The following is a 24,336-nucleotide window of genomic DNA, read 5'->3' as shown; positions in this document are numbered from 1 at the left end:
GGGGGGCGGGGGCCCCCCCCCCCCCCCCGCGGCCCGCTGTGGGTCAGCGTTGCAGCGTGAGCAGGCCGGGGCGGTAGGGCAGGAGGCCGTAGTCGCCGCCGGAGCTGGGTGAGCGGCCCTGGTAGAGGAGCTGGAGGTTGCAGGCGTCGACGGTCATGGTCTGGTCGGCGCTGGTGCGGATGAGCTCGCCGTGGCTGATGTCGTTGGTCCAGGTCGCGCCGCTGTTGGCCTTGCCCGCGAAGGGGTTGGCCTCGGTCGCGGCCTGGGGGGTCCAGGTGCCGGACAGGCTGGTGGCGGTGAACGACCGGAAGTACCGGCCGTTGGCGCCGATGGCCTCGACGATCATGAGGTACTTGTTCAGGCCCTGGAGCTTGTAGACCTGCGGCGCCTCGAACAGGTTGTTCGTGGTGTCGCTCATGATCGTGGTGTACGAGGAGCCGAAGTTTCCGGGGAAGTTCCCGATCGGCATGCTGGTCCGGTAGATCTTGCCGTTGTCCCCGGCGAAGAACAGGTACATGTTCGTCCCGTCACCGATGACCGTCTGGTCGATCGGCCCGGTGCTGGAGCCGGAGATGCTGCCCGTGAACAGGGGGCTCGCGGCGGACCAGCCGTTCGGGTTCGTCGGGTCGGTGGAGGTGCGGTACATGAACGCGGCCGCGCCCCACTGGTAGGTCAGGACCCAGATGTTCTTCGGCGCGAAGTAGAACAGCGACGGCGCCACGGTGGCCGAGGACATCGCGTTCTGCGAGGCCGAGCCCAGCTCGGAGAAGTTGTTCACCAGCCCGAAGTTCATCGAGCCCCACGACGTGCCGAAGTCATGGGTCGTGGCGTAGACGAGGTGCTTGCCGTTGTACGGCGCCGTCGTGAAGTCCTTCAACGACGCCCAGCCCGACCGCGGCTGGGCCAGCACGCCCGTCGACGACCACCGGTACGACGACGGCAGATCACACGTCCCGCCGGGCGGGGGCGTCGTCCCGCCGCCGACCTTGACGAGCTGCCACTGCTGGTTCGAGCCGTTCCAGTCGGAGTACTGGACGACGTTGGCGCCATCCGCGGTCGACCCACCCTGGACCTCGACCGCCTTGCCGCTGTGGCGGGCGATGAGCTGGATGTAACCATCCACGTCCTGGACGCTGAACTGCTGGTTCGTCGAGTTCGCGTCAGTCCACTGGATGATCCCGGCACCGTCGGCCGTGGACCGGTTCGAGACGTCCAGCACCTTGCCCGACAGACGCGACTTGAGCCGGTAGTAACCACCACCCGAGTCCACGAACTGCCACTGCTGCTGGTTCCCGTCGTTCCGCGACCACTGCGCGATCCGCGCACCATCAGTGGTCGCCAGGTTGTACACGTCCAAGGCCTTACCGCTGTTGCGATTGACCAGCACGTAGTACGCGGTCGGGTCGATCGTCGCGGCCGAGGCAGCGGGCGCCGTCGCCACGACGCCCAGGGTGGCGACCAGTCCGGTCAGCAGCGTGGCCACCAGTCCCAGCCGACGTCGGCTGGCGGGTCTCGTTCTCATGTCGTTCCTCTCGGGTTGGGTTCTACGGGGTGGTCAGGTCGAAGCGCCGCACGGTGACCGCGCCACCGAGCGAGCCGGTGGCGTAGTTGAAGATCCCGAAGCGGTAGCCCATGAAGAACTGCCAGGCGTTGCCGAGCGTGAAGCCGGGCCCGAGCCGGGTGAACGTCACCCCGTCGGTGCTGTACGAGAACGTGGCCTGCCGGCCCGAGCCCGGCCGGATGTCGGCGGTGGCCCGCAGCCAGATCCGGCCACCGCTGACAGGGGCGCTCGCCACCTCGGTGCCGGTGCCGGTCGTGTTCCAGCTGCCGTCCATCGTCAGGCCGTTGGTCATCGAGACCCGGGTGACGCCGTTGTCGCGCCGGACGCCGATCCAGGCCGAGGAGTCCCGGAGCATCGCCAGCCCGGCCCGGTCGCCGTCGCGCATGGCGCTGTAGTCGAGCTCGATCGTGGCGGTGGACGACGGCCCCTGGATGCGGTGGGTGAGCGTGTTCCGGGCGTTGTAGAGGTCGTTCGTGACGGTGGCGGTCTGCAGCCGCAGCCCGTTGCTCACGGTGAACCTGCTCGCGTCCGGGTTGTGGTTCCACTCCCAGCGGGGGCCGAGTGACGGCCCCGCGAACGTGTCGGGACCGATCATGGACGCGACGGTGCGCGACGTCGTGATGTTCGGCTTGGGGTAGGTGGTGCCCCAGGCACCGTTGACGGTCTGCACGGTGGGCCATCCGTCGGCGCTCCAGCTGATCGGCGCGAGGGCCGGCACCCTGCCGCCCGGGTACGCGTCGACGAACGACATGTAGTACCAGTCGCCGTTCTGGGTCTGCACGAGCCCGCCCTGGTGCGGCACGCCGCCGCCCGGGATCGGGCCGGGCATGTCGAGCAGCACCTGGCGCATCTCGTAGGGACCGAACGGGGACGTGGAGCGCAGCACGTACTGCCCGTTGGCCGGGCGCGTCAGCCAGATGTAGTAGTAGCCGTTCCGCTTGTAGAACCGGGCGCCCTCGAGGGTGCCGACGCTCGACGGTGTGCTGAACACCTGCTGGCTGCGCACCTGGCTGAGCCCGTCGGCCGACAGCTGGGCAACGCTGATCGTGCCGTTGCCGTACGCGACGTACATGGTGTCGTCGTCGTCGACCAGCAGGCCGGCATCGTAGTAGCACCCGTTGAGCTGGGCGCGCTTGGTCCAGGTGCCGTCCACCGCGGTCGCCGTGTAGACGTAGGTGCGGTTGAACTCGACGCAGCCGATCCAGTAGAAGGTCCTGTTGCTGGGCCGGTAGTTGAACGCGGACGCCCAGATCCCCTTGACGTAGGCGCGGCCGCCGGTGAGGTCGTACCTGCTCGACCCGAAGTCGAGGGAAAGCACGGAGTGGCCGGCGTACTCCCAGTTCACGAGGTCGTACGAGCGCAGGATCGGCGCGCCCGGGGAGTAGTGCATCGTGGAGGCGGAGTAGTAGTACGCATCGCCGACCCGGATGATGTCGCCGTCGGCGAAGTCCTGCCAGACGACGGGGTTGGTGTAGCTGCCGCCGGGCGGGGGCGTCGTCCCGCCGCCGACCTTGATGAGCTGCCACTGCTGGTTCGAGCCGTTCCAGTCGGAGTACTGGACGACGTTGGCGCCATCCGCGGTCGACCCGCCCTGGACCTCGACGGCCTTGCCGCTGTGGCGGGCGATGAGCTGGATGTAGCCGTCCACGTCCTGGACGCTGAACTGCTGGTTCGTCGAGTTCGCGTCAGTCCACTGGATGATCCCGGCCCCGTCGGCCGTGGACCTGTTCGAGACGTCCAGCACCTTGCCGGACAGGCGCGACTTGAGCCGGTAGTAACCACCACCCGAGTCCACGAACTGCCACTGCTGCTGGTTCCCGTCGTTCCGCGACCACTGGGCGATCCGCGCACCGTCCGTAGTCGCGAGGTTGTACACGTCCAAGGCCTTACCGCTGTTGCGGTTGACCAGCACGTAGTACGCGCTCGTGTCGATGGTCGCGGCTGCCGCAGGGGCGACCGGACCTATCGCCAAGGTGGCGCCGACGACCGTGGCGGCGGCAGCGGCGACGAGCGCGGTCATGCGACGGCCGAACCGGGCGCCAGTCTCGGAAGACATCATCGGCTTCTCCCCTGTCATGTGAGCGCTAACATCGTCCGCTAGGTTGCCAGCCGACTTCCGAGCCCACAACAGGTTCGACAACGATTGAAACGCTTAGAACGCACCTGCTCGGCGAGTCGACGGCGAGTCGCGGGACGACGAAGCCCGCGGACCCGAAGTCCACGATCAGGTAGCGAGCGCGGCCAGCTCCGCCCGTGACGAGATCCCCAGCTTCGGGAACGCCTTGTAGAGGTGGTAGCCGACGGTGCGCGGGCTGAGGTAGAGCTGCGCCGCGATGTGGCGGTTGGACGCGCCCGTGGCGGCCAGCCGCACCACCCGCTTCTCCTGCGCAGTGAGCACGCTGAGCGGGTCGTCCGCCCGGCGTGGGGCCGCCGGGACGTCGCCGGTGGCGCGCAGCTCCGCGCGGGTTCGTTCCGCCCACAGCGCCATGCCGAGCCGGTCGAACGTCTCCAGAGCGGCGCGCAGCTGGGCGCGAGCGGCGGCGCGCTTGCGGGCCCGGCGCAGCCACTCGCCGTAGAGCAACCGCGTGCGGGCCTCCTCGTGCGGCTGCTCGCCCAGCTGGTGCACGCGCACGGCGTCGTCGTACAGGCCCTCGTCGTCCTCGACGAGCGCGCGGCAGCGTAGCGCGACCGCGTCGGCGGACGGCACGTCGACGGCCGCCGCCCAGCCCAGGTAGGAGGCCAGGGGGTCGCGTGCCCGCTCGGGTTCCCCGGCCCGGACCGCGGCCTCGATCCGGTCGGGGGCCGAGAAGACGGAGGCTGGTGCCATGGAGGGCGATATCCTCTCCAGCATCCCGAGCGCCACTTCCGGGCGGCCCAGCGCAAGCTCCAGCCGGCCCAGCCCGGCCACTGCGATCGCCTCGGCCATGCGGAGCCCGCGTGCTCGCGCCTGCTCCGTGGCCTCCGCTGCCGCTGCCCGGCAGCCCGGCTCGTCACCCAGAGCGCCGCGGGCCGAGGCGAGCAAGGCGGTGAGCATGACCGCTCCGCTCCGTCGGCCCAGGTCGCCGAGCATGGCGATGGTCTCCTCCAGCCGGGCCGCTGCTTCGCGGAATCCGCCGAGCAGCAGCTGCGTCTCCGCCAGGGTTCCTACCGCGAGAGTCAGCCAGCCGCCCATGTCATGGTCCCTGCAGTCGGCCTCGACGCGCGTCGCGACAGCCTCGCCGTGACCGTAGCGGCCGATCGGCGCGCACAGCTGCGCGAGGAAGAGCCGGCCCGGTGTCCCAAGGTCGGGCGGTTCCGGGGCGAGCACCAGCCCTCGCATGAGCGCGACCGCGTCCCGCAGCTCACCGTTCATCAGTGCGGCCAGACCGAGCGCACCACCGACCAGTGGCGAGCCGACCTCGGGCAGACCCCTGAGCAGCCTCGCCGCCTGGTCGGTCAGGCCGACGTCACTTGCGTACCACCCGCAGTGCACCGCCTCCACGAGCAGGTAGGCGGCCTGCTCGGCGTCCGCCGGGGCGACCCGCTCCGCGCCGGCGATGATGAGCCTGCCGGCCGCCGCCTGGCTGCCTTCCTCGAACTCCCGGTGAGCGCGCACCTGGATCAGGTGGGCGAGGGCCGACGGATCCTGGAGCTGCGCGCTGGCCCGGTCGGCCAGCGCGCCCGCACGCGTCGGCTGGCCTGCGTCGCTGGCCGCGACGGCTGCCGCGGCCAGCCGTACCGACCGCCTGGCGGGGTCAGGGGTCAGCTCGGCCGCCCGCTCGTACGCCGCGGCCATCGCGGCGTAGCCGGAACGGGTGCGCGCCCGCTCCGCAGCCCGCTCCAGCTCGCGGGCCACCTCCTCGTCAGGCGTGGTCGTCGCTGCGGCCAGGTGCCATGCCCGGCGGTCGGCATGCTCGTCGCCGTCGAGCACGTCGGCGAGCGCCTGCCTGACGGCCAGCCGCGACGTCAACGGCACGCCCTGATAGGCGGCGGCCCTGATGAGCGGGTGCCTGAAGGTCACGACGGCACCGTTCACCGTGACCAGCCTGGCCTGCTCGGCTGCTTCCAGGTCCGCCGGGCCGGCGGAGAACGACTCCGCGGCGCGCAGCACGATGCCCAGATCGCCCGTGTCGTCGGCGGCGAGCACGGCGAGCAAGGTCTGGGCCGTGCCGGGCAGCGCGCTGATCTGCTGGTGGAAGGCCTCCTGCACGCGGGCGACGACCGGCATCGTGGTGAAGGGGTTCAGCAGCCCGGCCCGCTGCTCGGCGGTGAACAGGGACGGCAGCTCGAGGAGCGCGAGGGGATTTCCGCCCGCCTCGGCCAGGACGCGGTCACGCGCCCTCGGCGACAGGTCCTTGGCCGAGTCGGCCAGCAGCGCGACGGCGGCGTCGCCGTCCACGCCGTCCAGCCACAGCTCGGGCAGCCCTCGTGGGTGGAACTCCTCTCGCCCCGCGAACACGAGCGCGATGCCCTCCGCGTCCAGCCGCCGCGCCACGAACTGCAGGGCGTCGATGGACGCCTGATCGACCCACTGCGCGTCGTCGACCAGGCAGAGCAGCGGTCCGTCGGCGGCGATCTCGGCCAGCAGACTGAGCACAGCCAGGCCGATGAGGAACCGGTTCGCCGGAGCTGCAGTCGCCAGCCCCAGCGCGGCCCGCAGCGCCGCCGCCTGAGGATCGGGCAGCCGGTCGAGCCGGTCGGCCTCGGACCGCAACAGCAGGTGCAGGGCCGCGTACGGCAGCTCGGCCTCGGACTCGTTGCCGACGCAGCGGAGCACCCGCGCTCCGGCAGCGCGCTCGGTCACGTACCGGAGCAGGGCGGTCTTCCCGATGCCCGGCTGCCCACGCACGACCAGCACCCCGCTGCGCCCGGACAGCGCCTCCCCCAGCAGCCGGTCCAGCCGCGCCTGCTCCGCAGCGCGTCCATGCAACATGGCCGCAGCCTAACGGAGCCGGCAGTACCGTCACGATGACAGATTCGGCACCGTACCTGCCTGCGTGATCCTCGGTGTCAGCAGGGACGACCGCGTCCCGCACCGAGGAGAGGATCTGACATGGCCGCCAACGCTACGACGCCCACCACCACCGCCGGCTCCGGCACGGACGCCACGCTGCTGCGGTTCGCGCTGAAGCAGGACGCCATCGGGTCGGGCGCCATCGGCGTCGTCCTCCTGGCCGCCGCAGCGATCTTCGGCTCGATGTTCGGCCTTCCCGCCGCCTTCCTCGTACCGGTGGGCGCTTTCCTCGTCGTCTGGGCCGCGAGTCTCCTGTACCTCGCCGGCCGTCCGGTGGTGAACCGGACGGCGGTGATCGTCGTGGTGGCGATCAACGTGGCGTGGGTGGTGGCCAGCGCGGAGGTCGTCATCGCCGGGTGGTTCCCGCTGACCGGCCTGGGCACCGCCTTCGTGATCGTCCAGGCAGTGGTGGTGGCCGCTTTCGCCGGCCTCCAGCTCGCGGGGCTCCGCAGGGCCTGAGCACGCCGCCGACCCCCTGCCCACTGGTGTGGGTACGCAGATGGTCGCCTCTCGAACTCGAGAGGCGACCATCTGCGTACCCACAGCGGAATGGGGGGTGTCCAGCCGGTCAGGCCGTCGTCACCGGGCGCACCAGCACCGTCCCCGTCCCGTAGTCGTCGCCCTGAGGGATCACAGATCGACCACACGCCGGAGGCCGGCGTCGACCGCATCCATCAGGTTGCCGGGCAGCGTGAACCCGGTGGGCTCGATGTCCGCCCGGTCCACCGTCATCGGCTGCGATACGTTCACGACCGAGTCCTTCGGCAGCCCGGAGGCGAGAGCCGGGAGAAACACGTTCCCGGGGTGCCGTGCGAGAGACGTGTTCGACGTGATCGGCAGGACGACGATCGTCGAGATCCGTGACTTGTTGTACTGGTCGGACTGCACGACGACGGCCGGGCGCCGCTTGGCAGGCACGCTCCCCGCGGGCTCCCCGAAGTCAATCCAGCAGATCTCCGCCCGCTGGATCACCACTCGTCCGACGCCTCGACGAGCCGGGAGTTCGCGGCTCGGCGCAGGTCCGCCGTCTCGTCGCCCGGCTGACCGAGCGCGTCGATCGCCTCGTCGAGCTGCGCGGTCAGATCCGCACCGCTCAGCTCGTCCGCGTAGTGCTCAGCGGCGCGGCGGTAAAACTCCGACCGGGTCATCCCGTGCTTCTGCGCGATGTGGTCGAAGCGCTCCGCCGCGTGGTCCGGAAGGCTGATCGCTGTCTTCATCACCCAACGGTATAACTTTTTCTACCATGCCACCAGGCCGCAGAGGGCGCTCCAGCGCGGGTCACTCCGTCAGGCCCAGCTCGTTCTGGAACTCGGCGCCAGATCGGCCAGCACCCCAGCCCGGAACACGCCCTTACCGCAACAGCCCACGACAGGCTCCACGAAACACGCTCCGCAATGCGGGAGGCGCCGCAGACGGCGAGGCCCCGCGGACACGAAGTCCGCGGGGCCTCACGCTCAGCCTCCGGGCCGACGTGCCGTCGTCACCAACCCCGCTCAGCCAGCCGAACCGGCGCCGGCTCCTCCTCGACATTGATGCCCACCATGGCCTCGCCCAGGCCGCGCGACACCTTGGCGATCACGTCGGGGTCGTCGAAGAACGTGGTGGCCTGGACGATCGCCTTGGCGCGGGCGACCGGGTCGCCCGACTTGAAGATGCCCGAGCCCACGAACACGCCCTCGGCACCGAGCTGCATCATCATCGCGGCGTCCGCCGGCGTGGCGATGCCGCCCGCGGTGAACAGCACGACGGGCAGCTTGCCGGTGGTCGCGATCTCCTTGACGAGCTCGAACGGCGCCTGCAGCTCCTTGGCAGCCACGAAGAGCTCGTCCTCGGGCAGGGAGGTCAGGCGGCGGATCTGCTGGCGGATCTGGCGCATGTGCGTGGTCGCGTTCGAGACGTCGCCCGTGCCGGCCTCGCCCTTGGAGCGGATCATCGCCGCGCCCTCGGTGATGCGGCGCAGGGCCTCGCCGAGGTTGGTGGCACCGCAGACGAACGGCACCGTGAAGGCCCACTTGTCGATGTGGTTGGCGTAGTCCGCAGGCGTCAGCACCTCGGACTCGTCCACGTAGTCGACGCCGAGGGACTGCAGCACCTGAGCCTCGACGAAGTGGCCGATGCGCGCCTTCGCCATGACCGGGATCGACACCGCCTCGATGATCCCGTCGATCATGTCGGGGTCGCTCATCCGCGAGACGCCACCCTGGGCGCGGATGTCGGCCGGGACGCGCTCGAGGGCCATGACGGCCACCGCGCCCGCGTCCTCCGCGATCTTCGCCTGGTCCGGCGTGACGACGTCCATGATGACGCCGCCCTTGAGCATCTCGGCCATGCCGCGCTTCACGCGCGCGGTACCGACCGTGCCGGCGGATCCGCCGGCGGTGTTGTTCTCAGGAGCCTCAGCCACCGTTACCTCACATCATTTCGCGCCACAGGGATTGCCGGGGCACAGCCACAGGATCGTGCGCCCCTGCCCACGATCCTACGCGCCGTGAACCAGGCCCGGCCGCGCTGCTCGCGCGCCGGTCACCGGCCGTTGGTCGCGGCCACCGGGTCCAGCCCGTCGGGCATCGCGTCGTCGAGCTCGACGGTCCGCGGCACGGGCGCCCTGCCTGCCAGACGCAGGAGCCGCACGTACCAGTGCCGACGCACCCGCTGCGCCTGCGCGACGGCCTCGTTGTGGAACCGGCGCGCCAGGGTGGCCCGGTACCAGGACGCCGCGAGGGAGTCGAGGAGCAGGTCGCCCGGGTCCACCGCACGGACCTCGTGGACAGCCTCCGGCGGGCCCAGCGCCTCGCGCAGCGTCGCCGACAGGTCGCTCTCCGCCCGTTCCCGCTCGGCACCTAGACCGTCGATCCCGAAGGTCACCTGCACGAGGGCCGACGGCGCGCGCCCGGCACCCGGCCCGCCGCCCGCCGCGTCCACCACCGCGCCGGACGAGCCCGCCACGTCCACCACGGCGTAGGCCGTCTCTGCGACCAGCACCGCGCTCGCAGGATCGAGCACGCCCGACGCGGCGAGGTCCACGGCTGCCGACGCCCGCCGCACCAGCTGGGTGTCGAGCGCGATGCGCGACGCCGCGACCTTGCGGTGCAGCCGGTCGAGGCGGGACGCAGAGCGCCACGCCAGGAACACGAGGACCGCCGCGGCGGCGAGCGCCCAGAACGCGATCTCGGACCAGGTCATCAGACGGCCGCCTCCCCCGCCTCGATCGCCATCTCGTACACGGCGAGCACCTGCTGGCTGATCGTGGCCCAGTCGAACCTCTGCACGAAGCCCGCGGCGCGCTCCTGGTACGCCTCCCGGCGGTCGGGGTCGGCGAGCAGGCCCAGGATCGTCTCCGCGAGGTGGTCGCTGTCACCGACGCGGAACAGGGCGCCGGCCGCGCCCTCGTCGAGCACGCGGTGGAACGCGCCGAGGTCGCTGGCGACCACGACGGCGCCGGCGCTCATAGCCTCGACCAGGACGATGCCGAAGCTCTCGCCGCCGGTCTGGGGGGCCACGTAGAGGTCGACGGACCGGAGCAGCCGCGCCTTGTCCTCGTCCGAGACCCCCCCGAGGAACTCCACGGCCCCGGCGTGCTCCCCCAGCGCGGCCCGCGTCTCCTCCTGCGCGTCCTCCCCGCGGCCCGCCACGAGGAACCTGGCGCCCGGCACCTTCTCCAGCACCCGTGGCACCGCGCCGACCAGCACGGGCAGGCCCTTGCGCGGCTCGTCGATGCGGCCCAGGAAGGCGATCGTCGGCGCGTCCGGTGTACCCGTCCACTCCGGCCGGGGCTCCGCGGCGCCGAACGGCGCGGTGAAGACGCCGTTCGGGATGACGACGGCGTCGCCGCCCAGGTGGTCCACCAGCGTGCGGCGCGCGTCCTCCGACACCGCGATGCGGGCCGCGATCTTCTCCAGGCTCTGCCGCACGAGCGGGTAGGCGAGCTGCAGGGCGCGGGAGCGCACCAGCGAGGAGTGGAACGTGGCAACCACCGGGGACTGCGCCTGCCAGAGTGCCAGCATCGACAGCGACGGCGTCATCGGCTCGTGCAGGTGCAGCACGTCGAACTCCCCGGCCTCCAGCCAGCGGCGCACCTTCGACGCGGTCATGGGCCCGAAGGTCAGCCGCGCCACCGAGCCGTTGTAGGGCACGGGCACCGCGCGTCCGGCGGGCGTCACAAAGTCCGGCAGCGGGGTGTCGTCGCTCGCCGGTGCCAGCACCTCGACGTCGTGCCCCTCCGCCAGGAGCGCCTGCGCCAGGTCACGCACGTGGAACTGCACACCGCCCGGGGCGTCGAACGAGTACGGGCACACGATCCCGACCCGGAGGCGGCGCTTCGACGCGTGGCTTCGCCGCGAGCGCCAGAACGGCGTCCGGGTCACGAGGCCCCGCCGTCGTGGGCCGCTGCCGCCACCCTCCGCTCCCGGTCCCGCGCGGGGTCCAGGTCGGCGACGAACACGCGCTGCAGCATATGCCAGTCCTCGGTCCGCTCGGTGAGCGTGCGGGCGATCGCGTCGACCCACCCCTGCGTGAGGTGGGCGACCTGCTGGGGGCGCGTCCGGACGTCGTCGGGCAGCGGGTCCGGGAGGGCGACCGGGTCGTGGAACTCGATGACGATGCCCCACGGCGTGCGTGCGACACGCCGGCGGGTGCGGTCGAGTCGCTCGTAGGTGATGGTCACGGGGATCAGCGGCGCCTTCGACGCGAGCGCCAGGGCCGCCGGCCCGGCGGCGACCCGTGCACGGTGGCCGCAGAGGTCCACCTCGACGCCCGTCGCCGTCAGGTCGCGGTCGGCGAGCAGCGGCACCAGCCGGTCCCCGCCGAGCACCCCCGCCAGCAGACCACGGAACACCTCGCCGTCGCCGAGCCCGAGCGCCTCGATGCCGAGGGACCGGCGGAACGCGACGAACTCGTGGAACAGCGCCTCCGGCTTCAGCTTCTCCGCGACCGTCAGGACGGGGGCGATGTGCCGCGAGCAGTAGGCGCCGGCCAGGTCCCAGTTGCCGAGGTGTGCCAGCGCGAGGACCACCGCGCCCCGCCGGGAGCCGGGCCGGTCGAGGGCGGGGGCGAGGACCGTCTCGTAGCCGACGAGCCGCACCCGTGCGTCGACCTGCTCGGTCGACGCGCCCTGGAGCGTGAAGGCCTCCCGGAAGTAGCGCATGTAGGAGCGCATCCCGGCGCGGGCCAGCCGGCGCACGCCCCGGGCGTCCAGGTCCGGGCGTACGCGGGCGTAGTTCGACTCGAGGCGTCGCACGCCGTCGCCGCGGCGCCACCAGGTCACGTCAGCCACCACCGTGAAGGCGGCCCGCAGCACCGGCTCCGGGACCTTCGGCGCGTGGCGCCAGGCGAACGTGTACGCCTTCGCGACGTCGATCACGGGGCGACCGCCTCCCGGAGCTGACGCCGGACCGTGCCGACCCGCTGCGCCACCGTGACGAGGCTCGCGACCGCCAGCAGCCAGAGCACCACGACCGCGACCACGACGGGCAGGCCCACGTCGATGAAGGTCATGGGGACCAGGGCGATCACCAGGCGGTCGGTGCGCTCGGCGATGCCGTTGCTCGCCGACGCCCCGACGCTCTCGGCGCGGGCCCGGGCGTACGGGACCACCCCGCCCAGGACCAGGCAGGCCAGGCCCGCGAGCGTGCCCCAGGTGGCGTACGGCTCGTCGGCCCGCAGCACGAACCACAGCGTGATGCCCACGAAGACCGCGCCGTCGGAAATGCGGTCGAGGGTGGAGTCGAGGAAGGCGCCCCAGGGGCCGGAGCGGCCCTGCGACCGGGCCATCACACCGTCGAGCGAGTCGAAGAGGAGGAACACGCCGATCAGCAGCCCGCCGAGGAGGAGGTGGCCCGCCGGCAGGAGCGTGAGCGCCAGGGCCGTCACCACGACGGTGCCGGTGATGGTCACGGCGTCGGGAGTCACCCCCAGCCGGGTCAGCACGCGCGCGAGCGGCGTGAACAGCCGGGTCATCGTGGCGCGCAGGCCGCGGAACATCAGCTCTCCCCTCGGTCCCACGCGTCAGCCAGCCGGCGGCGCGTGTCTGCCAGCAGCTCCGGGAGCACCTTGGTCTGTCCCACCACGGGCAGAAAGTTGGCGTCGCCGAGCCAGCGCGGCACCACGTGCTGGTGCAGGTGCGCCGCAATGCCCGCCCCGGCGACCTCGCCCTGGTTCATGCCGAGGTTGAAGCCGGACGGGGCGTAGGCGGCACGCAGCGCGCGGACCGCCGCCTTCGTCATGGCGGCCAGCTCCGCCGTCTCGGCGTCGTCCAGGTCCGTGTAGTCCGAGACGTGCCGGTACGGCAGCACCATCAGGTGCCCAGAGTTATACGGGTACAGGTTGAGGAGCGCGAAGCACCGCTCCCCGCGGGCGACGACGAGACCCTCCTCGTCGCCGCCGCGCGGGATGCGGCAGAACGGGCACGACCCCTCGGTGGCATCGGCCGGCTTGTCCTGCCCGCCGATGTACACCATGCGGTGCGGCGTCCACAGGCGCTGCATGCCGTCTTCCTGCGGCCCGAAGGCCGAGGCGGGCTCGACACCGGAGGCGCCCCCGCCTGGGGCGCCCCCGCCGACGCCGGCTGCCGCCCCGCGACCGTGCTCGTCCATCCGCGCGTCAGACCTGGACGCGGTCCCGGACCGCCGCCGCGATCCGCTCGATCGCCTCGGCGACCGGCACCCCGTTCTCCTGCCGGCCGTCACGGAAGCGGAACGACACCGCGCCCGCAGCCTCGTCCTCGCCGCCCGCGATGAGCGTGAACGGCACCTTCTCCTTCGACGCGTTGCGGATCTTCTTGGGGAAGCGGTCGTCGGACAGGTCGAGCTCCACGCGGATGCCCTCGGCCCGGAGCCGGGCGGCGATCTCCGTGACGTAGCCGTCGAACGCGTCCGCGACGGGGACCAGCTTGACCTGCACGGGCGCGAGCCACACCGGGAACGCGCCCGCGTAGTGCTCGAGCAGCACCGCGAAGAAGCGCTCGATCGAGCCGAACAGCGCGCGGTGGATCATCACCGGGCGCTGCCGCGTGCCGTCCGACGCGGTGTACTCGAGGTCGAAGAGCTCAGGCAGGTTGAAGTCCAGCTGGATCGTGGACATCTGCCACGTGCGGCCGATCGCGTCCCTCGCCTGGACGGAGATCTTCGGCCCGTAGAAGGCGGCACCGCCCGGGTCGGGCACCAGGTCCAGGCCCGACGCCGTCGCGACCTCCTCGAGCGTGCGGGTCGCCTCCTCCCACGCCTCGTCCGAGCCCACGGACTTCTCGGGGTCGCGCGTCGAGAGCTCCAGGTAGAAGTCGTCCAGGCCGTAGTCCTTGAGCAGGTCGAGGACGAAGGTGAGCAGCGAGGTGAGCTCGTCCTTCATCTGGTCCGGCGTGCAGTAGATGTGCGCGTCGTCCTGGGTGAAGCCGCGAGCGCGGGTCAGGCCGTGGATCACGCCCGACTTCTCGTACCGGTACACCGTCCCGAACTCGAACAGGCGCAGCGGCAGCTCGCGGTACGAGCGGCCGCGCGCGTCGAAGACCAGGTTGTGCATGGGGCAGTTCATGGGCTTCAGGTAGTAGTCCTGGCCCGGCTTGCGCACGTTGCCGTCGTCGTCGAGCTCCTCGTCGAGGTGCATCGCCGGGTACATGCCGTCCTTGTACCAGGACAGGTGCTGCGAGATCTCGTACAGGCGGCCCTTGGTGATGTGGGGCGTGTTGACGAACTCGTAGCCCGACTCGAGGTGCCGCTTGCGGGAGTACTCCTCCATCGCCATGCGGATGATGCCGCCCTTGGGGTGGAACACTGCCAGGCCGGAGCCGATCTCGTCCGGGAAGCTGAACAGGTCCATCTCGCTGCCCAGGCGGCGGTGGTCGCGGCGCTCGGCCTCGGCCAGGCGCTCCAGGTGCGCCTTGAGCTCGTCCTTGGTGGGCCACGCGGTGCCGTAGATGCGCTGCAGCTGCGGGTTCTTCTCGCTGCCCCGCCAGTAGGCCGCGGCCGACCGCATCAGCTGGAACCCGTTGGCGATGAGCTTCGTGGTCGGCAGGTGCGGCCCACGGCACAGGTCCTTCCAGACCACCGTCTCGGACTCGCGCCCGGCGCCACGGACGTTGTCGTAGATGGTCAGCTCGCCGCCGCCCACCTCCACGTCGGCGCCCTCGCCGGCCTCCGACGACGACCCCTTGAGGCCGATCAGCTCCAGCTTGTACGGCTCGTTCGCGAGCTCGGCGCGCGCCTCCTCCTCGGTGACCACGCGTCGGCGGAACGTCTGGCCCTCGTTGACGATGCGCTGCATCGCCTTCTCCAGGGCCTTGAGGTCCTCGGGGGTGAACGGCTCCTCGACGTCGAAGTCGTAGTAGAAGCCGTCGGTGATGGGCGGGCCGATGCCCAGCTTGGCGTTCGGGTTGACCTGCTGCACCGCCTGCGCGAGCACGTGCGCTGCCGAGTGGCGCAGGACCGCCAGGCCGTCGGGCTCGGAGATCGTCACGGGCTCGACGACGACACCGGCGGGGAGGGGCTGGTCGAGGTCGCGCAGGACGCCGTCCACGCGCACCACGACGACGTCGCGGCGGTCGGCGAAGAGCTCGGCGCCGGTCGTGGCAGTCTCCGTCGTCGTCCCCGTTCCCTCGGTGGCGAGGTCGGTGAGGGTGGGCGGCGATACGACGTCGGACACGTGCGTCTCCTTGTGCTGGGGCGGGGGTCCGCCCGGACGGGTGGTGCGCCGCCGTCGACCGAGGTCGAGACGGACGAGGGGCACCGCCCCGGAACGGGCGGCGCCCCTCGATCGTACCGATGCCAGGCATCGGTGACGTACCGGGAGCAGCCGAGCGGCCGCCTCCCGGCCTGCGGTCACTGACCGCCGAACTCCTTGGCCTTCTCGGCCGCCGTGTCCACGAAGCCGTCGACGTTGTCGGGCGCGAACTCCTTGACCTTCTCCGCGGCACCGTCGACGTTCTCGTCGGTGAGGTAGCCCTTCGCCTTCTCGACGTTGTCCGGGTCCGTGACGAAGTCCTTCGCCTTGTCGAACATGTCCCCAAGACCGCCCATGATGGTCTCCTTCGGCTATCGCGGGCACGCCGAACAGCGCCCCCCGCGGGCGGCGGTGCATCCGCCGCCGGAGAGAACCTACCTACGCCCGCCGGGGTCTGCCACAGGTAGCGTCCGCTCGCCACTCCTGGCACCCACCGCCCGCTCAGGTCCGGGGACCTACCGCAGCCATCGCACGGTCGACGACGGCCGCGAAGCTCTCCGTGGCGCCGCCCGCGAGCCAGGCGTGCTGAGCAGCCAGGACGCAGCCGAGCGCCGCGGCGACCACGGCGCGCGGCGTGGGGTCGTCGGCGGCCCAGGTGCGGCCCGACGACGCGGCACGTTCACGCACCACGAGCTCGACCGCGCCCTGCACCCGCTCGATCTTCTCCAGGTACCGCGCCAGCAGGCTTGGCGTACCGAAGATGATGCGCTGCATCGGTGCGGCAGAGCCGGAGCTGCCGGCCGCGTCGAGGTGCGCGACGAGCCCGTCGAAAGAGTGCCGCAGCGAGACCCAGACCGGCTCGTCGGCCGGCCTGCTCCGCAGCGCGGCGAGCAGCTCGTCGGCCACGAGGTCGAGCTTGCCGACGACCACGTCCTCCCGGGTGGGGAAGTACCGGTAGAGGGTGCGGCGCGACATGCCCACGGCCTCGGCGATGTCCTCGATGGTGGTGCCCTCGTACCCGCGCTCGACGAAGAGCCGCTCGGCGGTCTCGGTGATCTCCTTCTGGACCGCCCGCCGGGTGCGTTCCCTGAGTCCCATGCGTGCCGGTGCCGCGTCCACGTCTCGATCCATGATGCGCAAACCCTACACGATGCGCCGTCTTTGACACAATGTGCCACTACGTGCATGCTGTGTCACATGGACAGCGACTCCGCACCCGCATCCCCCAGGACCATCGTCATCACCGGCGCCAGCGACGGGATCGGCGCCGCCGCAGCCCGCCTGCTCGCGCGAGCCGGCCATCGCGTCGCCGTCGTCGGGCGCAACCCGGACAAGACCGCGCAGGTCGCTCGCGAGCTGGGGGCCGACCACTTCGTCGCGGACTTCACCCGCCTGGCGGACGTGCGGCGCCTGGCCACCGAGCTCGACGACGCGTACCCGCACATCGACGTCCTGGCCAACAACGCGGGCGGCATCCTCGGGGACCGCACCAAGACGGTCGACGGGCACGAACGGACGTTCCAGGTCAACCACCTCGCACCGTTCCTGCTGACCAGCCTCCTGCTGGACAAGCTGCTCGCGAGCCGCGCGGCGGTCGTCCAGACGTCGAGCGTCGGGGCACGGCTGTTCGGGCGGCTGGACCTCGACGACCTCCACCACGACCGCGACTTCACGCCGCACCGCGCCTACGGAACGGCCAAGCTCGAGAACATCCTGTTCACCACCGAGCTGCACCGGCGCTTCCACGACCGGGGCCTGTCGTCGGCGGCGTTCCACCCGGGCGGGGTGGCGACGGGCTTCGGCAGCGAGAGCACGAGCTTCTTCCGCCCGCTCTACCAGAGCCGGATCGGCAAGCTGCTCCTGGCGACGCCCGAGCAGGGCGCCGCGCAGCTGGTCCGGTTCGCGCAGACCGCCCCCGGGATCGACTGGCAGTCGGGCGCCTACTACGAGCACGGCCGCGTCGCCCGGCGGGTCAACCCCCAGGCACGCGACGCCGACCTGGCGCGCCGGCTCTGGGACCGCTCCGCGGAGCTGGTCGGGGTGACGGCGGCCTGAGGCGCACGGTCGCCCGGTTCACCGCGTCAGGCGCGCCACCAGAGCGTCGTGCTGCGCGTCCGTCAGACCGCCGGTGGCCAGGTAGTCCCGCACGGACCCGTACCGGCCACGCAGGTGGGCGAGCGTCGCGCGCATCACGTCGGCCGACGGCGGCACCGCCCGAGCCGGGTGCCGCGGCGGCCGGCCCGGTGCTCCCGGGGCGACCGAGCCGTCGTCGGGCACAGCCGCTCTCTCCGCGTAGCGCGGGGCGAGCCGCTCGTTGGTGAGCACGTAGTCGGCGACGACCGCGTCCTCGCCGACTCCGGCCAGGGTGAGCGCCATGGCGACGACGAGCCCCGTGCGGTCCTTGCCCGCCGCGCAGTGCACGACCACCGGCCCGGGCGGCGCTTCCGCGACGGCGGCGACCGCGCGGGCGAACAGGGCTGGACGGCGGTCGAGCATGCCGATGTAGAGGTCGGCCCAGGGGCCCTCTTCCTCGTCCTCGGTCTCCTGGACCGGCAGCGGCTGGTAGAGCGGGTCCGTCGCGAACGCGTGCGGATACTCCACGGTCTCCCAGGTGCGGCGCAGGTCCACGATCCGGGTGACGCCGTAGGCACGCACGGCTTCCACGCCGTCGGCCGTGAGGTAGGTCAGGGAGTCGGCACGGACGAGCGCCCGCTCACGGACGGTGCCGCCGTCGGCGAGAGGGAGTCCGCCCAGGTCACGGGCGTTGAGGCAGTCGGGCCAGGTCAGGTGCAGCGGTGTGTGCGACGTCACCCCGCGACCGTAGCGGGGTACTCGCCCCCCGGGAAGCTCACCTCGGACGGTGAGGCTGCCCAGCGGCCCGGGCGACCAGGCACCTGTTCCCCGTCTCGGCGCGAGACGGGGAACAGGTACCTGGTCGGCGCAGGGCCGGCCGTCAGTCCTCGTCCGGAGGCGGCTCAGGCCCCTTGCGCAGCTCGAGCGCGATCTGGTCGGCGTCGAGGAGGTCGAGCGCGTGGCCCAGCGGCGCCGACCCGTACACGCCGGACGCTCGGGCCTGCAGCAGGACCGACCGCTGCTCCGCGATCGCCGCGAGGCGGAGCTCCTTGTACTGCTGGAACCGGTGGGCGGGCGACGACGCGTCCTCGTCCTGCTCCTGCTTCTCGCGCACCATGTCGGTCCGCACCCGGGCCACGACGGCCGGGTCGTAGGGCACCCCGTCGGGACGCCGCAGGTCCGGCCGGTCCAGGAACTCACGGGCCGCGCCCTCTGTCGCGTCGCGCAGCAGCGCGAGGTCCCCGTCGCCCGCGGCGGGAGTCCCCGCCAGCCCGAGGCGCCGCACGACCCAGGGCAGCGTCCCGCCCTGGACCAGCAGGGTCCCCGCCGCCACGCCGAACGCCACGAGGACGAGGAACGACCGGTGCGTGGTGTCCGCCGGCAGCGACTGCGCGGCCGCGAGCGTGACGACGCCGCGCATACCCGCCCAGACCAGCAGAACACCCTCGCGCGGGCCGAGCGGCTTCGCGAGAAGGTAGTCGAGGTCGGCGGTGCGGCGGGTCAGGACGCTCCGGAACCGTTCCGCGCGAGCCACGGTAGCCGCGCCGCCCGCGGTAGCCGCACCGCCCGCGGTAGCCGCACCGCCCGCGGTAGCCGCACCGCCCGACGGCGGCCCCGGCTCCGCCAGGTGCGCGTCGAGCTTCTCCTGCATGCCGGCGAACATGCCGCGCAGCTCCCGGCCGCGGCGCGCGCGGCGGGCGAGGAGCAGCAGCAGCGGGGTCACGTATGCGCTGCGGACCACCAGCACGGCGACCGCCGCGACCGCTGCGACCGCGACGGCGTGCAGCACGCTGCGACCCGACTCCCCCACGTCCTCGACGAGGGCGAACAGCTGGATGCCCATGAGCAGGAACACGCCGCCCTCGAGGAGCAGCTCCACGGTGCGCCAGTTGGAACGCTCCGCGATGCGGTCCTGCGGGCGCAGGTGGCGGGCGGACCCGTTGCCCGTGACCAGGCCTGCCGTGACGACGGCCACCAGCCCGGAGGCGTGCAGCTCCTCCGCGGGCAGATAGGCGAGGAACGGCACCACGAACGAGATCGCCGTCGACAGGGCGGCGTTCCCGAGGCGGGCCCGGGCGCGGAGGCCGAGCCAGCCCACCGGAGCGCCGATCACGACTGCCACCACGACGGCGTACGTGAAGTCGCCCACCACGCCCCACAGGGAGACGGAGGCGGCGGTGGCGGCGACCGCGGACCGCAGCAGCACCAGCGCGGACGCGTCGTTGAGCAGGGACTCGCCCTCCAGCACCGTGACCACGCGGGGCGAGGCCCCGAGCCGCTTCACGATCGACGTGGCGACGGCGTCGGTGGGGCTCACGATCGCACCGAGCGCGATGCCCGTGGCCAGGTCGATCCCGGGGACCAGCCAGGTGAAGAGGAGGCCGAGCAGCACCGAGCTGATCACGACGAGCGCGACGGACAGACCGCCGATCGCCGTGAAGTCCCGCCGGAAGTCCATGGCCGGCAGGCTCACGGCCGACGAGTACAGGAGCGGTGGCAGCACCCCGGCGAGGATCAGCTCGGGCGGCACCTCGACGGCGGGCACCATGGGGAGCAGGCTCACGCCCGCACCGAGCACCATGAGCACGAGCGGCGCGGCCACCCCGGCCCGGGGCGCGAGCGCCGTGACGCCGATGACCACGACGGCGGCCACGACCGCGACGATCAGGTACTCCACGTTCCTCCTCGGGACGGCGCCGGTCTCGCGCACCCCGTCGTGACACCGCCCACGGTACCCGGCGGTTCCTGCGGGTTACCCGGCAGCCCCTGGCAGCATCGAGGCGGGGGCCCGACGTCGGACCCCCGCCTCGCTCATCCCTCCGGTCCCGTCACCCGGGGAGGAGAGACAGGACCAGCTCGAGAAGCTTCTGGAGCAGCGCAAGCAGTGCGTCCACGCGGAACACCCCCTTCGATGTGCGGCGGTCGACCGACCGCTGTTCTGGCGGACGCGCCGACGGTAGGCAGCAAGGGGTGAAAGTTGCGCGCCGCAGCTGTGATACGACACGACGAAGGCCCCCGGACCATGGTCCGGGGGCCTTGCGTGCGACGGGTGGGCGATACAGGACTCGAACCTGTGACCTCTTCGGTGTGAACGAAGCGCGCTAACCAACTGCGCCAATCGCCCGCTGTGGTGCGGGTCTTCTTGTGGGCGATACTGGGATCGAACCAGTGACCTCTTCCGTGTCAGGGAAGCGCGCTACCGCTGCGCCAATCGCCCGTGATTGCGAGGTGGGTACGGGATTCGAACCCGTGTATACGGCTTTGCAGGCCGCTGCCTCGCCTCTCGGCCAACCCACCGTTGAGACGTCTCTCTCGTCACGGTGGACTGAGCAGAGAGAGTGGGCCTCCGAGCGGACGACGAGACTCGAACTCGCGACATCCACCTTGGCAAGGTGGTGCTCTACCAACTGAGCTACGTCCGCACGACCAGCAGCCGGGGGTGATCCCCGGCGTTCCGGCGCGCTCTGAACATTAATCGAACTACGGCGGGCGCGTCCAATCGCCCCGACCCGGCTAGCGTGGGGAACGTGCCGCCCAGCCCCTCCCAGACCCCCACGAACCGCGCGATCACGCCGTTCCCGCCCCACGCGGACGTGAGCGGAACCACGGCGGACACCCGCTCGGCGGACTGGGCACGCTTCGGGGGCAGGGTCGCGCGAGGTGTGGCGGAGTGCGTCGACCTCGCCGCGGAGCCGGGCAGGCTGACGAGCGGCACGTGGTTCGTCGTCGTCGACTTCGAGGGGCCCGACCGGGGCGGCCGCGCCCGAGCCTGGCGCTTCGACGACGTCCGTCCCGGGGCGGGGCCCGACGGCGAGCCGGCCGTCCCCTGGGAGGGTCCCCCCGCCGGCTCCTGGCGCAGCTCCCTGGACCAGGCCGGCTACGAGGCCGCCGTCGAGCGGGTACGCCAGCACGTCCGGGAGGGCGACGTCTACCAGGTGAACGTCTGCCGCGTCCTGGCTGCCCCGCTCCCTGCGGGCCCCGACGGGCGCGAGCCGGACGCCCAGGCCCTTGCCGACCGCCTCGCTGCCGGCAACCCTGCCCCCTACGCGGCAGCCGTGCACGTGCCGGCGTCGACGGGCGTCGACCCCGTCTGGGTGGTCAGCGCCTCGCCGGAGCTCTACCTGTCGCTCGAGCGGTCCCCGGCAGGCGGTGTGGTCACGTCCGGCCCGATCAAGGGCACCGCCCGCTCCCCGGAAGGGCTCTCGGACAAGGACCGCGCCGAGAACATCATGATCACCGACCTGGTCCGCAACGACCTCCAGCGGGTCTGCCGGCCCGGCACCGTCGAGGTCACCGACCTCCTCGCGGTGGAGCGGCACCCCGGTCTGGTGCACCTCGTCTCGCGCGTGCGCGGCCTCCTGAAACCTGACGTCGACGGCTCCCCCGACCTCTGGCGCCGTCTGCTCGACGCGACCTTCCCACCCGGCTCCGTGTCGGGCGCTCCCAAGTCGTCTGCGCTGCGCATCATCGGCGAGCTGGAGCCGGTCCCGCGCGGGCCGTACTGCGGCGCCGTCGGCTGGCTGGACGCCGACGAGGGCACCGCCACCCTCGCCGTCGGCATCCGCACCTTCTGGTGGGCCGACGACGCCCCGGCCTGGTCCCGCTCCCGCGGCACCCTGCGCTTCGGCACCGGTGCCGGGATCACGTGGGGGTCGGACCCGGCGGCCGAGTGGCGGGAGACGGAGCTCAAGGCGGCGCGGCTCGTGGGGCTCGCGTCGTCCCCCGGCCGACCTACGATGCCGACATGACCATCGGACTCTGGCCCAGCCTCGTGTACGCCGACGCTGCCGCCGCCTGCACCTGGCTCTCTGCGATCGGCTTCACCGAGCACGTGACGTTCAAGGACGAGGAGGACGGGCACCTCCACCACGCCGAGTACCTCTGGCCCGCCGGGGGCGGCGTCATGTTCGGTACCTACCACCCGGACTACCCCGAGTGGCCGGCCCGGCCCGGCACGGGCAACACGTACCTCGTGACCGACGACGTCGACGCCGTCCACGCCGCCGCGATCGCCGCGGGCGGCACGTCGGTGCGCGAACCTGTCGACGAGGACCACGGCCGCAACGCGACGGTCAAGGACCCCGAGGGCAACCTGTGGTCGTTCGGGACGTACGTCTCGGCCTGCGGTCCTCGGCCCGCCCGTGCGTCGCGCGGGCCTGCTCCCCGGATCGCCTGAGGACCCGTACGCGGACCTGGAGGCAGTCCGGCGCGACGTCGCGGAGCCCCTCCCGGGCGCACCCCGGCCGTCCCTGGGCGAGGGGGACGACGTCGGGCAGACTGGGGAGCATGACGGTCATCTGGACGGACGGGCGCCTGGTCACCCCGGGCGAGGGCGCGCTCAGCGCCGTGGACCACGGAATCACTGTCGGCGACGGCGTCTTCGAGACGCTCGCCGTGTTCGACGGGCAGGCGTTCGCGATGACGCGGCACCTGCGGCGGCTCGCCCGGTCTGCGGCGGGGCTTGGGCTCGCACCCCCTGACGAGGCGAAGATCCTGGAGGGCGCCAAGGCCGTGCTGGCCGAGGCGGGCAGCAGCGCGGGCCGGCTGCGCATCACCGTGACGGCAGGGCAAGGGCCCCTCGGCTCAGGCCGCGAGCCGGGACCGCAGACGGTGGTCGTGGCCGCCGGGCCCGCCGTGATCCACCCGGAGGGGCGCGCCGCCCGGTCGCCCTGGGTGCGGAACGAGCGCTCGGCCGTGGCGGGCCTCAAGACCATCTCCTACGCGGAGAACGTCGTGGCGCTCGCCGACGCCGTCTCCAGGGGCGGTGACGAGGCCGTCCTCGCCAACACGCGGGGCGAGCTGTGCGAGGGCACCGGCTCGAACGTGTTCGTGGAGCGGGGCGGCGAGCTGGTGACGCCGCCGCTGTCGTCGGGCTGCCTTGCCGGGATCACGCGCGAGCTGCTGCTCGAGTGGGCGGCCGAGGAGGGCCTGCCCGTACGTGAGGCGGCCCCGGACGAGCTCCCGTTCTCGGTGCTCGACGAGGCGACCGGGGGCACTGCCCAGCTCCTGCTCACCGGCTCGGTACGCAACGTCCAGCCCGTGACCTGGCTCGACGGAGCGCAGCTGCCCGTGGGCGAGCTGAGCGCTGCCGCGCGCGACCTCTTCGAGCAGAGGCGGCGCGAGCGCCTCGACCCCTGACGGCGACAGCGGAAACTCCGTTTCGCATCGGGTCGGAATTCGGCTAGCATCGTCCACGCACACAGCGATGGGCGATTGGCGCAGTTGGTTAGCGCGCTTCGTTCACACCGAAGAGGTCACAGGTTCGAGTCCTGTATCGCCCACCCTCGCACGCAAGGCCCCCGGACATCGGTCCGGGGGCCTTCGTCGTTCCGGCTGCGGCGGCGTGCGCGGACCACCTCTGGCACGTGACCGGTAGTGGGGGGGGGGGGGGGGGGGGGGGGGGGCGGGGGGGCCCCCCCCCCCCCCCCCCCCCCCCCCCCCCCACTACCGGTCACGTGGAGGCCGTCGGCCGCTGGGCGGCGCACCGGGGCCGCGGGACTGAATCACACCGTTGTAGTTCGTCGGGCCGCCCGTCCAGGCTGGTCAGCGGGCGTTCCCCCGCGGCACCGCTCATTCGATTGGACCTTTGCCCGCTCCGTCCCTTAGTCTTTCCGAGCGCCGATCCGCGGGGGAAGCCCCGGGAACGATCGGTCGCGCGGACGTAGCTCAGTTGGTAGAGCACCACCTTGCCAAGGTGGATGTCGCGAGTTCGAGTCTCGTCGTCCGCTCGGTAGCCCTCGTGCCCCGGCTCGAGGGGGAGCGAGAACAACCGCACGGTGGAGTGGCCGAGAGGCGAGGCAGCGGCCTGCAAAGCCGTCCACACGGGTTCGAATCCCGTCTCCACCTCGGGCGATTGGCGCAGCGGTAGCGCGCTTCCCTGACACGGAAGAGGCCACTGGTTCGATCCCAGTATCGCCCACAGCAGGACGAAGGCCCCGGACTCTGGTCCGGGGCCTTCGTCGTTCCTGAGGCACCCCGTGTGTTCGGCAGTTCGTCGGATGATCGGCCGCCCGGGGGGGCGCGCCTGCGCCGCACAGCCGCACACCGGGGCCACACCCCC

At 72.1% G+C, this 24,336-nt stretch carries 21 protein-coding genes and 8 tRNA genes; 9 read left to right on the top strand and 20 right to left on the bottom strand.

Translation table 11 applies throughout. The features are described 5' to 3' along the window. Positions 1-43 precede the first annotated feature (43 nt). The 3 genes from AC060K_RS00365 to AC060K_RS00355 all read right to left on the bottom strand — a co-directional run bounded on the left by AC060K_RS00365 (position 44) and on the right by AC060K_RS00355 (position 6,473). On the bottom strand, positions 44-1,522 hold the full coding sequence (locus AC060K_RS00365; RefSeq protein ID WP_483763453.1) for a non-reducing end alpha-L-arabinofuranosidase family hydrolase: 1,479 nt from the start codon (positions 1,520-1,522) through the stop codon (positions 44-46). A 22-nt stretch (positions 1,523-1,544) separates the two neighbouring features. After that, entirely contained in the window at positions 1,545-3,617 is a 2,073-nt protein-coding gene (locus AC060K_RS00360; protein ID WP_483763452.1) for a family 43 glycosylhydrolase, read from the bottom strand. Positions 3,618-3,785: 168 nt separating this feature from the next. Next, positions 3,786-6,473, bottom strand: a complete 2,688-nt coding sequence (locus AC060K_RS00355) for an ATP-binding protein (protein WP_483763451.1) — start codon at positions 6,471-6,473, stop codon at positions 3,786-3,788. 120 nt (positions 6,474-6,593) lie between these two features. Here AC060K_RS00355 and AC060K_RS00350 point away from each other — a divergent pair, with 120 nt between their 5' ends. Then, positions 6,594-7,013: a hypothetical protein gene (locus AC060K_RS00350; RefSeq protein ID WP_483763450.1), complete on the top strand. Its 420-nt coding sequence runs from the start codon at positions 6,594-6,596 to the stop codon at positions 7,011-7,013. A 171-nt stretch (positions 7,014-7,184) separates the two neighbouring features. Here AC060K_RS00350 and AC060K_RS00345 read toward each other — a convergent pair whose 3' ends face one another. The 11 genes from AC060K_RS00345 to AC060K_RS00295 all read right to left on the bottom strand — a co-directional run bounded on the left by AC060K_RS00345 (position 7,185) and on the right by AC060K_RS00295 (position 16,334). Beyond that, entirely contained in the window at positions 7,185-7,529 is a 345-nt protein-coding gene (locus AC060K_RS00345; RefSeq protein WP_483763449.1) for a type II toxin-antitoxin system PemK/MazF family toxin, read from the bottom strand. Continuing rightward, a complete protein-coding gene (locus AC060K_RS00340) occupies positions 7,523-7,771 on the bottom strand; it encodes a ribbon-helix-helix protein, CopG family (RefSeq protein ID WP_483763448.1) in 249 nt (82 codons plus the stop codon). Before AC060K_RS00340 ends, AC060K_RS00345 begins: the two co-directional genes overlap by 7 nt. Before the next feature lie 263 nt (positions 7,772-8,034). After that, a complete protein-coding gene (gene pdxS, locus AC060K_RS00335; RefSeq protein ID WP_483763447.1) occupies positions 8,035-8,958 on the bottom strand; it encodes a pyridoxal 5'-phosphate synthase lyase subunit PdxS in 924 nt (307 codons plus the stop codon). A gap of 119 nt (positions 8,959-9,077) precedes the next feature. Beyond that, on the bottom strand, positions 9,078-9,737 hold the full coding sequence (locus AC060K_RS00330) for a hypothetical protein (protein WP_483763446.1): 660 nt from the start codon (positions 9,735-9,737) through the stop codon (positions 9,078-9,080). Then, on the bottom strand, positions 9,737-10,918 hold the full coding sequence (locus tag AC060K_RS00325; RefSeq protein WP_483763445.1) for a glycosyltransferase family 4 protein: 1,182 nt from the start codon (positions 10,916-10,918) through the stop codon (positions 9,737-9,739). The genes AC060K_RS00330 and AC060K_RS00325 overlap by 1 nt, the downstream gene beginning before the upstream one ends. After that, positions 10,915-11,913 carry a phosphatidylinositol mannoside acyltransferase gene (locus AC060K_RS00320; RefSeq protein WP_483763444.1) on the bottom strand — a complete coding sequence of 333 codons (999 nt, stop codon included), beginning with the start codon at positions 11,911-11,913 and terminating at the stop codon, positions 10,915-10,917. The genes AC060K_RS00325 and AC060K_RS00320 overlap by 4 nt, the downstream gene beginning before the upstream one ends. Further along, positions 11,910-12,533, bottom strand: a complete 624-nt coding sequence (gene pgsA / locus AC060K_RS00315; protein WP_483763443.1) for a phosphatidylinositol phosphate synthase — start codon at positions 12,531-12,533, stop codon at positions 11,910-11,912. Before pgsA ends, AC060K_RS00320 begins: the two co-directional genes overlap by 4 nt. Beyond that, on the bottom strand, positions 12,533-13,036 hold the full coding sequence (locus AC060K_RS00310) for an HIT family protein (RefSeq protein WP_483763442.1): 504 nt from the start codon (positions 13,034-13,036) through the stop codon (positions 12,533-12,535). Before AC060K_RS00310 ends, pgsA begins: the two co-directional genes overlap by 1 nt. Positions 13,037-13,151: 115 nt before the next feature. Beyond that, positions 13,152-15,185, bottom strand: a complete 2,034-nt coding sequence (thrS, locus tag AC060K_RS00305; protein ID WP_483763441.1) for a threonine--tRNA ligase — start codon at positions 15,183-15,185, stop codon at positions 13,152-13,154. 176 nt (positions 15,186-15,361) lie between these two features. After that, entirely contained in the window at positions 15,362-15,559 is a 198-nt protein-coding gene (locus AC060K_RS00300) for a hypothetical protein (RefSeq protein WP_483763440.1), read from the bottom strand. A 145-nt stretch (positions 15,560-15,704) separates the two neighbouring features. Further along, on the bottom strand, positions 15,705-16,334 hold the full coding sequence (locus AC060K_RS00295) for a TetR family transcriptional regulator (RefSeq protein WP_483763439.1): 630 nt from the start codon (positions 16,332-16,334) through the stop codon (positions 15,705-15,707). 66 nt (positions 16,335-16,400) lie between these two features. On the opposite strand from AC060K_RS00295, the gene AC060K_RS00290 reads away from it, so the two are divergent. Beyond that, on the top strand, positions 16,401-17,258 hold the full coding sequence (locus AC060K_RS00290; RefSeq protein WP_483763438.1) for an SDR family NAD(P)-dependent oxidoreductase: 858 nt from the start codon (positions 16,401-16,403) through the stop codon (positions 17,256-17,258). Positions 17,259-17,276: 18 nt separating this feature from the next. Here the strand turns inward: AC060K_RS00290 and AC060K_RS00285 are convergent, their stop codons facing one another. The 6 genes from AC060K_RS00285 to AC060K_RS00260 form a co-directional block, all read right to left on the bottom strand. Next, entirely contained in the window at positions 17,277-18,014 is a 738-nt protein-coding gene (locus AC060K_RS00285) for a tyrosine-protein phosphatase (protein WP_483763437.1), read from the bottom strand. Positions 18,015-18,156: 142 nt separating this feature from the next. Then, positions 18,157-19,953, bottom strand: a complete 1,797-nt coding sequence (locus AC060K_RS00280; protein ID WP_483763436.1) for a cation:proton antiporter — start codon at positions 19,951-19,953, stop codon at positions 18,157-18,159. 373 nt (positions 19,954-20,326) lie between these two features. After that, positions 20,327-20,400 (bottom strand) — tRNA-Val (locus AC060K_RS00275). A 21-nt stretch (positions 20,401-20,421) separates the two neighbouring features. After that, positions 20,422-20,493, bottom strand: a tRNA-Val gene (locus AC060K_RS00270). A 9-nt stretch (positions 20,494-20,502) separates the two neighbouring features. Beyond that, positions 20,503-20,573 (bottom strand) — tRNA-Cys (locus tag AC060K_RS00265). A gap of 52 nt (positions 20,574-20,625) precedes the next feature. Then, a tRNA-Gly gene (locus tag AC060K_RS00260) sits at positions 20,626-20,698 on the bottom strand. A 171-nt stretch (positions 20,699-20,869) separates the two neighbouring features. On the opposite strand from AC060K_RS00260, the gene AC060K_RS00255 reads away from it, so the two are divergent. The 7 genes from AC060K_RS00255 to AC060K_RS00225 all read left to right on the top strand — a co-directional run bounded on the left by AC060K_RS00255 (position 20,870) and on the right by AC060K_RS00225 (position 24,195). Next, a complete protein-coding gene (locus AC060K_RS00255; RefSeq protein ID WP_483763719.1) occupies positions 20,870-22,024 on the top strand; it encodes a chorismate-binding protein in 1,155 nt (384 codons plus the stop codon). Continuing rightward, on the top strand, positions 22,021-22,452 hold the full coding sequence (locus AC060K_RS00250) for a VOC family protein (protein WP_483763435.1): 432 nt from the start codon (positions 22,021-22,023) through the stop codon (positions 22,450-22,452). The genes AC060K_RS00255 and AC060K_RS00250 overlap by 4 nt, the downstream gene beginning before the upstream one ends. A gap of 110 nt (positions 22,453-22,562) precedes the next feature. Then, positions 22,563-23,414 carry an aminotransferase class IV gene (locus tag AC060K_RS00245; RefSeq protein WP_483763434.1) on the top strand — a complete coding sequence of 284 codons (852 nt, stop codon included), beginning with the start codon at positions 22,563-22,565 and terminating at the stop codon, positions 23,412-23,414. A 69-nt stretch (positions 23,415-23,483) separates the two neighbouring features. Beyond that, positions 23,484-23,557: transfer RNA gene (locus AC060K_RS00240), tRNA-Val, on the top strand. Positions 23,558-23,931: 374 nt separating this feature from the next. Continuing rightward, positions 23,932-24,004 (top strand) — tRNA-Gly (locus AC060K_RS00235). Positions 24,005-24,051: 47 nt separating this feature from the next. Next, positions 24,052-24,122 (top strand) — tRNA-Cys (locus AC060K_RS00230). A 1-nt stretch (position 24,123) separates the two neighbouring features. After that, a tRNA-Val gene (locus tag AC060K_RS00225) sits at positions 24,124-24,195 on the top strand. The last annotated feature ends 141 nt before the right edge of the window (positions 24,196-24,336 follow it).

This window comes from Antribacter sp. NEAU-D49 (genome assembly GCF_057158775.1).
Note: the sequence above shows the minus strand (reverse complement) of the source record. Positions and strands in the feature narration are given on the sequence as shown.